Source organism: Williamsia sp. 1138 (assembly GCF_002095435.2).
Lineage (GTDB): Bacteria > Actinomycetota > Actinomycetes > Mycobacteriales > Mycobacteriaceae > Williamsia.
On record NZ_MJEJ02000054.1, the window covers coordinates 390,128 to 404,560 of the forward strand.

The following is a 14,433-nucleotide window of genomic DNA, read 5'->3' on the forward strand; positions in this document are numbered from 1 at the left end:
CACCGGCTGACGCGCGGCACCGGATTCGGCATACCCAGAAGGCAAGGGTTTGAGACATCGGCCGGCGAGCGTTTTCCGGACGATCGATCTCGGCAGCGCGTAGTGGACGCCGGTCACGCAGATTGAGTAGGCGGCCGAGCGGGTAGCCGACGCACGAGGCCTTCGGCAGGCCGTCTCACACCCGTGCGCCGCGGCGCAGAAAGGAGCCCGAACAGATGAGCACTCCGCAAGAGCCGATCCCGCATGCTGACGTCGCGGACGAGCTCGAACAGGCTCTGCCCGTCACCGACACCGAGGATGACGACGACTACCCGCACGCGTCCCAAGAGAGCGATTCACCGCTCATCGAATCTCCGAACGAACAGGGATAGCAAACCCATGAGAGACGACGAAGCCGGCGCCGGCGAACCACCCGACTAGTCTCGAGAATCGAGGCGGGCATCGTCTACGTCGAGACCATGGGGTGGGTGAGTGACCGAGACCGTTGACTGTCTGGTGATCGGTGCCGGTGTGATCGGCTTGGCCGTTGCCAGAGCGCTCGCCCTCTCCGGCCGAGAGGTGGTCATCGTCGACGCCGAGGACTCAATCGGAACGCAGACGAGTTCACGGAACTCGGAGGTGATCCATGCCGGAATCTACTATCCCACCGGGAGTATGAAAGCCCGCCTGTGCGTGCGCGGGCGCGAGATGCTCTACGAGTACTGTGCCGACCGCGGCATCGAGCACCGCAGACCCGGAAAGCTCATCGTTGCCACCGATCCGGAGCAGGTGCCGAAGCTCATCGCGATCAAGGCACTGGCCGCCGCGAACGGTGTGCTCGATCTGCGCCGGGTCGGCGCAGACGAACTCGCTGACCTCGAGCCGGAACTTGCTGCGCTGGAGGCACTTCTGTCACCTTCGACGGGAATCGTCGACAGCCACGGGCTGATGTCGGCTCTGCACCGCGACGCCGGCGATGCCGGGGCCACCACTGCCTTTCGTACGCGGGTGACATCCGGCCGAGTCGTCGACGGGCGACCTGAGATCGACCTCGACGGAACGCCGGTCCGGTGCGGCACCATGATCAACTGCGCGGGCCTCGGCGCGTGGGGGGTTGCGCAGGCGATCGACGGCTTTCCTATGGAACAGGTACCGAAACGCGCTCTCGCCAAGGGCAATTACTATTCACTCGCGCACGGGCGCGCACCGTTTTCGCATCTCGTCTACCCGGTACCCGCCGACGGTGGACTCGGCGTACACCTCACCCTCGACCTGGCGGGACAGGCCAGGTTCGGGCCAGATGTCGAGTGGGTCGACGATGTCGATTACACCGTCGACGCAGACAGAGCGAACGGGTTCTATGCCGAGATCAGGAAATACTGGCCACAGCTGCCCGATGATGCGCTGAGCCCGGCCTACTCGGGCATCCGACCCAAACTGGTCGGCCGGGGTGAACCGAATGCCGACTTCCTGATCCAGGGCCCATCCGAGCACGGCATCGGCGGCCTGATCAATCTGTTCGGGTTCGAGTCTCCCGGACTCACTTCGTGTCTCGCGATCGCCGACATCGTCGCCGCCCTCGCCACGCGGAACTGACCCACTGACGCGGATCAGACCTCTTCGTCCGGATCGTCCGGGTTCTCGGGTTCGACAGGTGGAGGCTCTGCGGGGTCGCGCAGATTCGCGATGGCGGCGTCGATCTTGACCAGCGCTTCCGCTTTCTGCGCGTAGTACAGCTCACCCGGCAGGAGTTCCAGCCAGCGCACGGCCCAGCCGATCCTTCGGAACTCATCATCGTCCCGATCGGGTGCGGCCGCGGCCGCGATCAACTCGTCGTCCAGCACGAACACCGCATCGTCCAGGCGTTCACGTGCGGCGCGCAATTCGTCGTCGTTGCGCAGGGACGGATTCTCGTAGACCAGACCCATCGCATAACGGATCCGGCGGTGGAGCAGGGCCTCCGGTTCCGGCGACTTCTTCCACTCCGCCGGCGCACGACCCGGTTTACCCGGCACGAGATCGGTCGAGTTGGCGAACTTGCGGACCCGTTTGTTCGAGTCGTAGGCGAACCAGAGGAAGCCGAGCAAGGTGAGCACCGCGAATGCCACCGCGGCAACGACGATCAACCAGGCCACACCGATCACCTCCTCGTCCCGTACATCGGGGCCACACATACCGACACCCGCGAGGTTAGTTCACCCCAGACCCGGGTCCCGCGCCCAGCCCCGCTCGATGAAGAGCTCAGCGACCATGCCGGTGTTGACGTCTGCATGAGCCTGACGGAATCCCTGGCATTGTTCGCTCAGCCGGCCGAACAGCGTTTCTTGCGACATCAGGGGCAGCACCTGCTCTCCCGGCGGCGCGATCACACCCCACCGGGACACATAGAGCTCGGCCGATTCTCGGCCAGGCAGGTCACACTCGACGGTGATGCGCCGGTAGTTGGGCTCTGTCACATCGATGGCCGCGAGTTGATCGCCCGAGAACATGGTGACGATGAAGCTGTTGCGGGTGCCGGCAGAGGCGAACGGCGCAGCAGGGATGAACCCAGAGACGCTGCGGTGCGCACTGTGCCCGACGGATATCCCGGTAGCGACCCCGGCGAGGAACGGTACTGCCGAGTCCACGCCCACCGACTCGAGTTTCCGTAAGACGACCGCGGCGCAGGCGTTGGACCCGATCGCGAGCACCGCTGTGCGCCCGGCGAGATCGGCAAGCCCGTGTCGGCGCAGACCGGCGCTCAGATCGGCGTGGTCGACAGCGGTCCAGAACCTGCCGTGGTGCAGCGTTCCGATGCCCGGCACCGGCCGACCCGGATATTCCTGCGGCCGAGCCGACAGGTCGTCATCGGTGGCCAAGACGTCATAACTCATCGTTCACCAGTGAAGCCGAGTCGGGCGATTGGTGCGCCGCAAACCGCGCGTGGCACGGTATACCGATGTCGATCTGGGAAGTGGTCGCGATCCTGTTCGCCGGGGTCGGAGCCGGGGCCATCAACGCCGTCGTCGGTAGCGGCACTCTGATCACCTTCCCCACTCTCGTTGCTTTCGGATTTCCCCCGGTGACCGCCACCATGACCAATGCGGTCGGGCTGGTGGCGGGCGGCGTCTCCGGGACCTGGGGTTATCGGCGCGAGCTGGCCGGGCAGTGGCCGCGGCTCAAGTGGCAGATCCCGGCGTCGTTGGTGGGTGCGATCGTCGGTAGCTGGCTTCTGCTGCACCTTCCGGAAAAGGCGTTCGAGACGATCGTTCCGGTGCTGCTCGTCCTGGCGCTGTTGCTCGTCGTATTGCAGACGCGGATTCAGAGATGGACGGCGAAGCGGATGGTCGCGTCACCTGACGACCCCAACGACACCTTCCTCGGGCCGAAGCGGACCGGGCTGTTGACAGGCTCGACGTTCCTGGTCGGTATCTACGGCGGCTACTTCACCGCCGCCCAGGGGATCCTCCTGATGGGGGCCATGGGGGTGATCGTCAACGACAAGATCCAGCGCCTGAACGCCGCGAAGAACCTGCTGTCCCTGCTCGTGAATGTCGTCGCCGCTCTGGCCTACACGATCGTCGCATTCGACCGGATCAATTGGGCGGCCGCAGGTCTCATCGCGCTCGGTTCCCTGCTCGGCGGCGTGATCGGCGCCAAGTACTGCCGCAAGCTCTCCCCCACCGCGCTACGCGCGGTGATCGTGATCGTCGGCATCATCGGCTTGTGGCGCCTACTGGCTTGAGAACAACCGAATCCGGCCCCACCATCTTTGAATGGTGAGGCCGGATTTTGTCGGAGGACGTGGCCGCGGTTGTTCTGGACTGCCGACGAGCGAGCGCAGCGATGCGAGGAGAAGGGAAGAACAACCGCCTGATGGCCACATCCGACAAAGCGAGCGGAGCGAGCAAATGGCTCAGTGATTTACCGCCTTCTCCACGCCCACTCCCGTCAGGCTGCGGACCTCCATCTCGGCCTGCTTGGCGGCGTTCTCCTTGCGGCGGCCACCGACGTAGGTGCCGATGATCGCAAGGATGAAGCCTGCCGGGATCGAGACGATGCCCGGGTTCGACATCGGGAAGAAGTCGAAGTTGGCGTCCGGGAACATCGACGTCGGCTTGCCCGACACCGCAGGCGAGATCACGATCAGACCGATGCAGGTGATCAGACCGCCGTAGATGCTGAACAGCGCGCCGGTGGTGTTGAACCGCTTCCAGAACAGCGAGAACAGCAGCGTCGGCAGGTTGGCGGAGGCGGCGACGGCGAAGGCCAGTGCCACCAGGAAGGCGATGTTCTGCCCCATGGCCGCGATACCCAGCACGATCGACACCACGCCGATGACCACGACGGTGATCCGGGAGACCCGCACCTGCTGCTCTTCGGTGGCGTTACCGCGCTTGATGACGCTGGCGTAGATGTCGTGGGCGAACGATGCCGACGCGGTGATCGCCAGGCCTGCGACGACGGCGAGGATGGTCGCGAAGGCGACCGCCGATATCACTGCCAGGAAGATCGTCCCGCCGAGTTCGAAGGCCAGCAACGGTGCTGCCGAGTTCTCCTTGCCGGGTGCGGCGAGGATCTTGTCCGGGCCGACCGACTTCGCGGCGCCGTAGCCGAGAACCAGGGTGAACAGGTAGAACGCGCCGATGAGGGCGATGGCCCAGGTGACCGAGCGACGGGCTTCCTTGGCGGTGGGCACCGTGTAGAAGCGCATCAGGACGTGGGGCAGACCCGCGGTCCCCAGGACGAGAGCGATGCCGAGCGAGATGAAGTCGAGCTTCGACATGTCGCTGATGCCATATTTCGCACCCGGCGCGGCGATGTCACGACCCGCGACCGCCTCGCTCGCCGAACCACTGACCGTGGCCTGGGCATCGGCGATCAGCTGCGAGAAGTTGCCCTTCACCGCGAACAGCACCAGGACGAACATGATGCCGGCACCGGCGATGAGCAGGACGGCCTTGACCATCTGGACGTAGGTCGTACCCTTCATCCCGCCGATGAGCACGTAGGCGATCATCAGGACGCCGACGACGGCGACCACGACACCCTGGCCGAACTTGCCGTCGATGTTGAGCAGCAGCGCGACAAGGCCTCCGGCACCGGCCATCTGGGCCAGCAGGTAGAACAGCGACACAGTCAGCGTCGACAGCGCGGCGGCCATGCGCACCGGACGTTCTTTGAGCCGGAAGCTCAGCACGTCGGCCATCGTGAATCGACCTGTGTTGCGCAGCAATTCGGCGACCAGCAGCAGTGCCACCAGCCAGGCGACGAGGAAGCCGACCGAGTAGAGGAAGCCGTCGTAGCCGTACACGGCGATGGCGCCGGCGATACCGAGGAACGACGCTGCCGAGAGGTAGTCACCCGCGATGGCAAAGCCGTTCTGCGGGCCGGAGAACTGTCCGCCTCCGGTGTAGAAGTCCGAGGCCTTCTTGGTGGTCTTGCTGGCGCGGATCACGATCGTCATCGTGATGACGACGAAGGCGACGAAGATCGCGATGTTGAGGGCGGGGTTGCCTACCGAGGCGGCGTCCGCAGCGAGAGTGGTCATTTGAGCGGGCCTTCCAGCTCGTCACGAATGGCGGCCGCGCGGGGATCGAGATCACGGTTGGCGAATCGCACATAGACGGCGGTGATGATGAATGTCGACACGAATTGGCCGAGTCCGAAGATGATGCCGATGTTGATGTTGCCCCACACCTTGGTGGCCATGAACTCGTGCGCATACGTCGCGACGAGGACATACAGCATGTACCAAGCAAGAAAGAAGGCCGTCAGGGGGAAGACGAAGACGCGGAGCCGACGGCGCAGATCCTGGAACTCCGGACTGGCCTGCATGTCGATGAACGCCTGCGCGTCCGGAGCTGGTCGCTCGGGCGACGCCTCCGGGCTCAGGTCTGATGTGGTCACGGGAGACTCCTGGTGTGAAGGGATGTAGAACTCGTTCGAACATTAGTGAGGTCTGGGTCACATCAGAATGGTGTGGTGGCGCTCACACGGTGAGCTGTCGATCTATGCGGTGAACGGTCGAAATTCTGCGACGAGCGGCATTCACTCCGAGTGCGGTCGCTCTCCCGGATTCAGGTTCGCCTCGCGGTCCTTGCCCAGGCCGAGGCCTTCCGGGGCGTGAAGACGGGTCAGCAACCGGCCGACGTCGGACGGGATCTGTGCCCTCGTGAACTTGCTGACCACCAGCATTGTCGCGAATGCCAGCGGCACACTCACCGCCGCCGGATAGCCCGCGACGGCCGCCGGCCACCCGCCAAGGAGCCCTTCGGAGAAGCCGCCCGCCAACGTCGCCAGCGCCGCCCCGCCGGCGACAACGCCGCCAACGATCAGCCCCGCCGCGGCGCCCGCGGCCGTCAGTCCCCGCCACCAGATCCCGAGGACCAGCAGAGGGCACAGGGTGGATGCAGCAACGGCGAACACCAGGCCTACAGTGCGGGACAGATCGATGGAGGTGACCGCGATCGCCAGCAGCAGCGGCACGATGCCCGCGAGCAGCGACGCGATCCTGAAGTCGCGGACACGTCCACGCAGGACGTCGGTGCTCAGGACCCCGGCGACACTGACGAGCAGACCCGACGACGTGGCGAGGAAGGCGGCGATCGCACCGGCAGCCACCAGTGCTGCCAGCAACTGTCCACCGATACCGGACACCACGGTCCCCGGCAGGAGCAATACCGCGGCGTCGGACGCACCGGTGATCAATAGCTGTGGAACCCACAGCCGGGCAAAGGCCCCCAGCAAGGTGGGAAAGAGATAGAAGACAGCCAGCAGACCGACCACGGCCAGCGATGTCGCCCGCGCGGCCCGGCCGTCGGGGTTCGTATAGAACCGCACCAGCACGTGGGGCAGCCCCATGGTGCCGAGGAAGATCCCGATGATCAGCGAATACACCTGGTACATCGGATGGTCGCCGCCGAAACCCCATCCGGGCGCGGCCCATTCGTCGTGCGTGGCGGGTGCGCCCGCGACCACGGGCACCGTGGAGCCCGCGGCCAGCTCCAGCGACGTCCCCCCGCTGATCTCGTGGTCGCCGGGGTCCAGGCGCACCGTCCCCCCGACCGCCACACCATCGATCTCTCCGATCGCGGTCACCACCAGGTCAGCCGAGACCCGCACGACCACGTCCGTGGTGACGTCGACCGTGGTCTGCTCGGTCACCGTCGGGGGTGCATCTGACCCCAATTTCTCATCGCCACCGTAGAAGTGGACCGCAAGCACCAGCGCGGGTACCGCGATCGCGGTCAATTTGAGCCAGTATTGGAAAGCCTGGACGAAGGTGATCGATCGCATGCCGCCGCCGATGACATTCGCGATCACGATCACCCCGACCACCACGGCACCAACCCACGCAGGCACACCCAACAAGATGTTGAGCGTCAGGCCCGCGCCTTGTAGCTGGGGGACGAGATAGAGGATGCAGATCAGCACCACCACCCCGGTGGCCAGTTTCCGAAGTCGCTTGGAGCCCAACCTGAACTCCGCGAAGTCGGGAACGGTGTAGGCGCCGGATCGCCGGAGCGGTGCGGCGACGAACAACAACAGTCCGACGTAGCCGGCGGTGAAGCCGATCGGATACCAGAGGGCATCGGCGCCGTACTTCGCGATGAGTCCGGCGACTCCGAGAAATGATGCCGCCGAGAGATACTCGCCCGAAATCGCTGCGGCATTCCAGTTCGACCCCACGCTGCGTGACGCGACCAGGAAATCAGAGGTGGTGCGCGCCAGCCGAACCCCGTAGGTTCCGATCGCGACCGTGGCGACCGCCGCGGCGATCAGCGCGATCAATGTCGGCAACGGCACCGACTGGCCGGATATCGTCTGCATCTTCAGGGCGGCGTCAGTCGTCGACCAGGTCGGCGAACTCGTGTTCATTGCGGTCCGCCAGCCGGTTGTAGAGCCAGCACACGGCCAGCAACATCGGGTAGACCCCCACACCGAGCACCAGCCACGGAAGTCTGACACCGAACACAGTCACGTCCGAGAGCTCGGGGAAGATGGCCGCCAGCAAGGGAATCGCTCCCAGCACCAGTAGCGTCAGGCCACCCAGCCGCAAGGCCAGTCCGAGCTGAGCTCGCATCAGACCGCGGATCAGGGCATCCCCGACCTCCGTGTGCTCTTGCACCTCAACCCGCGAGCGGACTTTCCGAGCCCCGCGCCGCTTGGCCAGCACCACACGCTCGCGGGGTCGCGGGGCGCCGCCGGCCGGGGAGGTCAACGACCCTGCTTCGAGCTTCGGACCAGACGGTCTTTGAGTTCGCGCGTATGCCGCCGACTGACCGGGAGTTCGACGGGTGCCCCGTCCTGGCCGGGACCGAGGCAGACAACGGTCCCGGATCCGACGGTGCGGATCCCGGTGACCAGTCGCAACAACACCAGGTAGGAGCGGTGGACGCGGAGGAATCCCGCTTTTTCCCAACGGTTTTCGAGAGTCGAGATGGGTATGCGGACAAGGTGGGATCCGGCCTCGGTGTGCAGTCTGGAGTAGTCGCCGTCCGCTTCGACCCACAACACCGCCGAGCGCTGGACGAGAGTGGTGGCACCACCCATCTCGACGGCGATCACTTCATCGGAATCGGCCTCCGCCGTCGGACCTGGCGGGGTGGCCGACACGTCACGCTGCTCACGGAGTTCGACCACCCTTCGTACTGATTCAGAGAGCCGTTGTGCTCGAAGTGGTTTGAGAAGATAGTCGACGGCTCCGAGGTCGAACGCCCGCACCGCGCGATCGTCGCGCGCGGTCACGAACACCACCGCGGGTGGGTTCGCGAACGCAGCCAGAACCCCGGCCAGTTCAAGACCGTCGAGGCCGGGCATGTTGATGTCGAGGAACACCGCGTCGATCGTGTCGGGCCGATCCTTGATCACACGCAGTGCCGTCGTCGCGTCCGCAGCAGTCACCACCTCACCGACAGCCTCTTCTCTCCCGAGGAGATAGGCCAACTCGTCGAGAGCGGGTGCCTCATCGTCGACAGCCAGCACCGTCAGCGGTCCGTGCCGGTTCGGCGGCGATGAGTTCTGCGTCACAACGCATCCATAGTGCCATGCCGGGGGCGGCTCACACCGCGACACCGGGCCGGAACTTCGGCACCCGCATGCTGACCTTGGTGCCGGACCCGGGCGCCGTCTCCACCACCAACCCGTAGTCGTTCCCGAACGCCGCGCGCAGCCGGTCGTCGACGTTGGCCAGTCCCACGTGAGCGCTCTCGCTGGCGCTGTGCCCGGTGGCGCCGGAGATGATGGCGTCGAGATCGCCGGACCGCAGCAGGTCGGGGTCCATCCCGATACCGTCGTCTTCGACGCTGATCACGCAATCGGTACCCTCGTCCGCGGCCACGATGGTCACGGTTCCACCATCGGGCTTGCTTGAAATACCGTGTCTCACCGCGTTTTCGACCAGAGGCTGCAAGGCCAGGAACGGCAACACCACGTTGAGCACCTCGGGCGCCACCTGGAGCCGGACCTCGAGCGAGCCGCCGAACCGGGCGCGTTCGAGCGTCAGGTAGCGATCGATGTTGCGCAATTCGTCGGCGAGCACCGTGTACTCGCCTGCCGCGCGGAACGAGTACCGGGTGAAGTCGGCGAACTCGAGGATCAGTTCACGGGCTTGTTCGGGGTCGGTTCGCACGAACGACGCGACGGTTCCGAGTGCGTTGTAGATGAAATGCGGACTGATCTGCGCACGGAGGGCACGGACCTCGGCGCGATCGAGTCGGGCTCGGGATGCGTCCAGTTCGGCGAGCTCGATCTGATTGCTCGCATACCGCGCGACCTCGGCGATCGCCGACAGCATCCCTGGCCCCGGTTGGGTGCGGGTGACGACCCCCATCACCCCCACAGATCCGGACTCACCCGGCAGGAGCGGTTGCACGACCAGCGCCCGCACGCCGGGTTCGTCGAGTTCGTCGGCCTTGATCAGTATCCGCCTGCCCTCCTCGGACGCGCGGACCGCTGCGTCGGCGAAGTGCCTACTCAGGCGCTCGTGGGGACCCGTCCATGCGAGGACGACGCCGTTCGCGTCGGCAAGGCCGAGTGCATCGGCGGCGGTGAGCCCTCGCAGGTGGGGGGCGGCCTCGGCCGCGGAGTCCGCGTCCAGTCCACGCCGTAGCGGCCGGGCGGCCATCGAGGCGGTGTGCAGCGTCGCGTGGACCGCCCGTTCAGCGGGCGTCGTCAGGGTCGGCCGAGTGCGAACCCGCAGGGCCAGAACTGCCACCACCACGAGCAGGACCGCGAGCAGAGCAACGGTGAGCGCGAGCCCGGACATCAGTGGCCGCTCACGTCAACGTCAGGCGGTGGTGGATCAGTGGTCGGCGACCGCGTATGCCGCACCGGCGGCCGCGGTGGTCACCGCGAACACTGCGGGCCAGGCGCCGATCTTCTTGGCCAGCGGATGCGAAGCGCCGAATGCGACGAGGTAGCCGCCGAGGAGCGAACCTGCGACGACCGGTCCCTTGGCCTTGAACCATTCGGTTGTGCACCAGGCGCCCGCGGCGGCGAGTACGACCCCACCGAGTTCGCGTCGGCCGCTGTATCTGGCGGCGGCGAATCCGCCGATCAGTCCGGCGGCGACAACGGGGGCGGTGAAGGATTCGGTCACACGCCGACTCTACCGCCGAAGGTTCGTCAGGCGGGGGCGCTCCAGTGCGGATCGCGGCCGGACAATCCGAGCAGCTTCTCGAGTTCGGTGGCGTCGGCCGACGTCTCCACCCGCGGGCCAAAGGTCTTGCCCGGACCTTGGTAGTCGTCGGTCAGCATGTTCGGCGCGAACTCCACGGACACCGCGGCCGCCTCAGGGGCCGGGTCCCACGGCTGACCGGTTGCCACCGCCAGATCCCAGCCGTGAACGATGTACTCCCACAGGATCATCGACATCGCCATCTGACCGGGCATCGGACTCTCACCGAGGTACAGCAGTCGCTGGTCGGCGCCGGATCGCACCGCGGTGTCTAGGCGATCCGCCGCAGAACGGATCGCTGCGGCGGCGTCTGCCGCCGCGGGTGGCACCTGGGCGCCTGCGGCCTCGGCACGTCCTTCGGGATCAGCGAATCCGGAGGCGAACGTGGTCAACCAGCCGGCGATGTGGTTACGCAGCTGGGCGACATCGAGTTCGGTGCACGGGGTCGGGGCGCTCTCGTGCCCGTCGGAGTTCCGGACCACGACCGCGAGATCGGCCAGTACCGGTCGGAGCAGGTCAACAGTTGTGGTTGTCATGGACTGAGTGTGGCAAGACATCGACGCCGCGGCTTGAAGAAATGCGACGAGCTGCCCCGTCCGCAGCCGATTGTTCCGCCACGATCTGCGTCAGGTGCGGTCGCTCAAGACCTGGGTCCCGATGACTCCGAGCAGATCGAGTCGCTCTCTCGCCTCGGTACCGGGCTGCGGGAAGTAGACGAGCAGATGCTGGTCCTCTTTCTGGGTGACCAGGGTTTCGCAGAGCAATTCGATCTCGCCGACCTCAGGGTGGATGAACCGCTTGAGTGCACTGGTCCTGGCGGCCACATGGTGTTCCGACCACAGTTCGACGAACTCGTCGCTCGTCGACTGGAGAGCGCCGACAAGTTCTGCCACCACGATGTCGTCGCCGCGTTTTGCCGCTATCGCCCGCAGGTCGCTCACGTGCTTGCGACTCATTCGAGCCCAGTCCTCGGAATTGAACCGGGTCCGGGTCTCGGGATCGCTGAACCAGCGCCAGGTGTGAAAACGGTCGAGTCCGGTGACCGTCGATTGATCGCCGACCAGCAGCACGTTCATCCGGTTCTGCGCGAGCGTTTCGCCGAGATCGGAGACCACGCAGGCCGGGATGTCGTCGAGTTTGTCGAGCAGATGCAGCAGTCCGGGCCCGACGTGGGAGTCGCCGCCGATGCGCGGTGGCGGTGCGTGACCGCTCAGCAGATACAAATGATCACGTTCGTCGTCGGTGAGGCGCAGCGCGCGGGCCATCGAAGCGACGATCTGCGTCGAGGGATGTGGACCCCGGGACTGTTCGAGTCGGGTGTAGTAGTCGGTGGACATGCCCGCCAGCGACGCGACCTCGTCACGCCGCAGGCCGGGTGTGCGCCGGCGGACGCCTTCAGGCAGTCCCACGTCACGGGGAATCAGTGCCGCCCGACGACGACGTAGGAAGTCGGCCAGTTCGGCGCGGTCCATTCGGGTGCTCACCCCGTCTACTGTGCACCGTTCGCTGTCCGCCATCCAGGGACCGGCGATCCCCCGATGACCGGTCTCTGCCGGCGGCTCGACATTAACTGCAGGCTCGGTGCATGAGCATTCAACAGGTAGCACTCGGAAAAACAGGTCCCTCGGTCTCTCGTGTCGGATTGGGCGCGATGGGCATGTCCGGTTCGTACGGAGCGGCCGACGACAAAGAGTCGATCGCAACCATCCACGCCGCCATCGATGCGGGAGTCACCCTCATCGACACCGGCGACTTCTACGGCATGGGTCACAACGAGCTCCTCATCGGGCGAGCGCTTCGTGACCGCAACCGCGACGACGTACAACTGAGCGTCAAGTTCGGCGGGATGATCGCCCCCGGTGGCAACTGGGTGGGTTTCGACACCCGGCCGGCTGCGGTGAAGAACTTCCTCAACTACACGCTGACCAGGCTCGGCGTCGACCACATCGACATCTATCGACCAGGACGCCTCGACCCCACCGTTCCGATCGAGGACACCGTCGGGGCCATTGCCGAGCTGGTCGACGCCGGATATGTTCGCCACATCGGACTCTCGGAGGTCGGTGGCGACACCATTCGCCGAGCCGCTTCGGTACACCCGATCGCCGACCTGCAGATCGAGTACTCGCTCATCTCGCGAGGCATAGAGGACGAGATCCTCTCTGTCACCCGTGAACTCGGCATCGGCATCACCGCGTACGGCGTTCTCTCCCGCGGACTCCTGAGCAACTCCATCACCCCGGACACCCAGCTCGAGCCGACCGACTTCCGTTCGCACAGTCCGCGGTTCCAGGGTGAGAACTTGACCAGGAACCTGACCCTGGTGGAGGCGCTGGCCCACATCGCGGCCCAGCGCGAGGTCACCGTCGCGCAGTTGGCGATCGCATGGGTGCTGGCCCAAAGCGACGACATCGTGCCGCTGATCGGAACCCGCCGGATCGCGCGACTGGAGGAATCACTTGGCAGCGTGAACATCCGGCTCTCCCAGGACGAGTTGGCAACCATCGAAGCTGCGGTGCCAGTAGGGGCGGCTGCCGGTTCCCGGTATCCGGAAGAACACATGGCCGCGCTGGACAGCGAGCGCTGAGCCCGGCAGATCACGCACCTCGATCGCACCCAGCAGGGCACGATGGGCTTCGTCGCCAACCGTGAGGAGCCCCGCCCTCCAGGAAATGTTCGAGAAGACCGTGATCACGTACGGCGACGGCACACCGAAGACCAAGCACGTGACGACGAACATGCTCATCGAGTTCGACGAGGGATCCGGCTCTGCAACAGCCCGTTCGTATTTCACGGTTCTTCAGGCGCTGCCGGACCTGCCCCTGCAGACCATCGCCGCCGGACGCTACGCAGACCGGTTCGATGTCGTGGATGGGCGCTGGAGATGCGCCGACCGACAGGTCACCATCGACCTTCTCGGCGACGTCAGTCGGCACCTACGCCACACTCCGCGATGATCGGCCGCCGACTGCACGTCGTGCGATCACCGGACGTCCCTACGTTTTCGGTCCCGCCGCGACCGGCCCAGTCCTAGTCTCGTTTCCGACGGCCGACCGATGCGGCCCGGAACGACAGGGATGGATCATGCGACGAGCAGTGGCGGCAATCTTCTGTGCGGCGGCGCTGAGCACGACGGCGTTGGCCGGGTGCTCCGACGACGGGGCCGGCTCGTCGAACGAAAGCCGGTCCACGACGACTTCGTCGGCGCAGGCTCCGATTTCGACGACCGACGCCGTGTCGACCACCACCCCATCGACCACATCGGCCACGACACTGCGTGACGACTGCGCCGGCCTCACCAGCGATGAGGTGAGCTCGTCATTTGGCCGGGGCTTCGAACTGCACACCGAGTCCAGCGGCGGGGTGAGCACCATCGACGACTTCAACTACAAGACCGTCGGGTGCAGTTTCGAGTCCACCGACGGTGAGGTGGAAGTCGACCTGAACCTGTCGTTCGCAGAACAGTTCGACGACGGCACAGTCCACTGCGTCGAACCGTCCGACCATCTGCACCCGGTCATCCCGGTCGACGGTCTGGGAGAGTCGGCCTGGTGGCAAGCCAAGGACTTCGAGAACTCCACCGATGCCGAGGGACAGCTGACGATCTGTGTCGACGAGGCCCTGATCGCCATCGAGATCGAGGGGCCCACGACCATGCAGGGTCCGATGCAGCAGCAGGCCATCGAGATCGCGCGGTTGGTCGTCACCTGAACATATGAACTTGCGGCACAGGTGAAACCTTTCGGTCGCGACGTCCGAGAATCAAGCAGAAGGCCGTACCACTGGGTGGGTCT

At 65.6% G+C, this 14,433-nt stretch carries 17 protein-coding genes; 6 read left to right on the top strand and 11 right to left on the bottom strand.

Translation table 11 applies throughout. From position 1 onward, the window contains the following. Nucleotides 1-215 precede the first annotated feature (215 nt). Together BH683_RS28795 and BH683_RS28075 are read left to right on the top strand one after the other, a co-directional pair. On the top strand, nt 216-371 hold the full coding sequence (locus BH683_RS28795) for a hypothetical protein (RefSeq protein WP_168187146.1): 156 nt from the start codon (nt 216-218) through the stop codon (nt 369-371). Between the two features lie 100 nt (nt 372-471). Continuing rightward, complete coding sequence (locus tag BH683_RS28075) at nt 472-1,575, top strand: NAD(P)/FAD-dependent oxidoreductase (protein WP_084839554.1); 1,104 nt, start codon at nt 472-474, stop codon at nt 1,573-1,575. Nucleotides 1,576-1,589: 14 nt separating this feature from the next. Here BH683_RS28075 and BH683_RS28080 read toward each other — a convergent pair whose 3' ends face one another. Continuing rightward, nucleotides 1,590-2,153, bottom strand: a complete 564-nt coding sequence (locus BH683_RS28080; protein ID WP_084839555.1) for a hypothetical protein — start codon at nt 2,151-2,153, stop codon at nt 1,590-1,592. A 21-nt stretch (nt 2,154-2,174) separates the two neighbouring features. Beyond that, complete coding sequence (locus BH683_RS28085; RefSeq protein ID WP_084839556.1) at nt 2,175-2,852, bottom strand: hypothetical protein; 678 nt, start codon at nt 2,850-2,852, stop codon at nt 2,175-2,177. A 65-nt stretch (nt 2,853-2,917) separates the two neighbouring features. Here BH683_RS28085 and BH683_RS28090 point away from each other — a divergent pair, with 65 nt between their 5' ends. Continuing rightward, nucleotides 2,918-3,703, top strand: a complete 786-nt coding sequence (locus BH683_RS28090; RefSeq protein ID WP_084839557.1) for a sulfite exporter TauE/SafE family protein — start codon at nt 2,918-2,920, stop codon at nt 3,701-3,703. A gap of 171 nt (nt 3,704-3,874) precedes the next feature. Here BH683_RS28090 and BH683_RS28095 read toward each other — a convergent pair whose 3' ends face one another. From BH683_RS28095 to BH683_RS28135, 9 genes are all read right to left on the bottom strand, one after another. Then, on the bottom strand, nt 3,875-5,509 hold the full coding sequence (locus BH683_RS28095) for a cation acetate symporter (protein ID WP_084839558.1): 1,635 nt from the start codon (nt 5,507-5,509) through the stop codon (nt 3,875-3,877). Beyond that, a complete protein-coding gene (locus BH683_RS28100) occupies nt 5,506-5,868 on the bottom strand; it encodes a DUF485 domain-containing protein (RefSeq protein ID WP_084839559.1) in 363 nt (120 codons plus the stop codon). The genes BH683_RS28095 and BH683_RS28100 overlap by 4 nt, the downstream gene beginning before the upstream one ends. Nucleotides 5,869-6,009: 141 nt before the next feature. Next, nucleotides 6,010-7,791 carry a cation acetate symporter gene (locus BH683_RS28105; protein WP_084839560.1) on the bottom strand — a complete coding sequence of 594 codons (1,782 nt, stop codon included), beginning with the start codon at nt 7,789-7,791 and terminating at the stop codon, nt 6,010-6,012. A 13-nt stretch (nt 7,792-7,804) separates the two neighbouring features. Then, nucleotides 7,805-8,182, bottom strand: coding sequence for a hypothetical protein (locus tag BH683_RS28110; protein ID WP_084839561.1), 378 nt, complete (start codon nt 8,180-8,182; stop codon nt 7,805-7,807). After that, nucleotides 8,179-8,991 carry a LytTR family DNA-binding domain-containing protein gene (locus BH683_RS28115; RefSeq protein ID WP_084839562.1) on the bottom strand — a complete coding sequence of 271 codons (813 nt, stop codon included), beginning with the start codon at nt 8,989-8,991 and terminating at the stop codon, nt 8,179-8,181. The genes BH683_RS28110 and BH683_RS28115 overlap by 4 nt, the downstream gene beginning before the upstream one ends. Before the next feature lie 31 nt (nt 8,992-9,022). Beyond that, the gene (locus BH683_RS28120; RefSeq protein ID WP_084839563.1) at nt 9,023-10,228 is read right to left on the bottom strand and encodes a histidine kinase; all 1,206 of its coding nucleotides are present in this window, start codon (nt 10,226-10,228) and stop codon (nt 9,023-9,025) included. Between the two features lie 36 nt (nt 10,229-10,264). Beyond that, nucleotides 10,265-10,561 carry a hypothetical protein gene (locus BH683_RS28125; protein ID WP_084839564.1) on the bottom strand — a complete coding sequence of 99 codons (297 nt, stop codon included), beginning with the start codon at nt 10,559-10,561 and terminating at the stop codon, nt 10,265-10,267. A gap of 26 nt (nt 10,562-10,587) precedes the next feature. Continuing rightward, a complete protein-coding gene (locus tag BH683_RS28130) occupies nt 10,588-11,175 on the bottom strand; it encodes a TIGR03086 family metal-binding protein (RefSeq protein ID WP_084839565.1) in 588 nt (195 codons plus the stop codon). Nucleotides 11,176-11,265: 90 nt separating this feature from the next. Then, nucleotides 11,266-12,111 carry a helix-turn-helix transcriptional regulator gene (locus tag BH683_RS28135; protein ID WP_084839566.1) on the bottom strand — a complete coding sequence of 282 codons (846 nt, stop codon included), beginning with the start codon at nt 12,109-12,111 and terminating at the stop codon, nt 11,266-11,268. Between the two features lie 113 nt (nt 12,112-12,224). Between BH683_RS28135 and BH683_RS28140 the strand changes: the two genes are divergently transcribed. The 3 genes from BH683_RS28140 (at nt 12,225) to BH683_RS28540 (ending at nt 14,350) form a co-directional block, all read left to right on the top strand. Further along, the gene (locus tag BH683_RS28140; protein ID WP_084839567.1) at nt 12,225-13,226 is read left to right on the top strand and encodes an aldo/keto reductase; all 1,002 of its coding nucleotides are present in this window, start codon (nt 12,225-12,227) and stop codon (nt 13,224-13,226) included. Nucleotides 13,227-13,311: 85 nt separating this feature from the next. Continuing rightward, complete coding sequence (locus BH683_RS28145) at nt 13,312-13,596, top strand: nuclear transport factor 2 family protein (protein WP_084839568.1); 285 nt, start codon at nt 13,312-13,314, stop codon at nt 13,594-13,596. A gap of 127 nt (nt 13,597-13,723) precedes the next feature. Continuing rightward, a complete protein-coding gene (locus BH683_RS28540; RefSeq protein WP_143696151.1) occupies nt 13,724-14,350 on the top strand; it encodes a hypothetical protein in 627 nt (208 codons plus the stop codon). Nucleotides 14,351-14,433 lie beyond the last annotated feature (83 nt).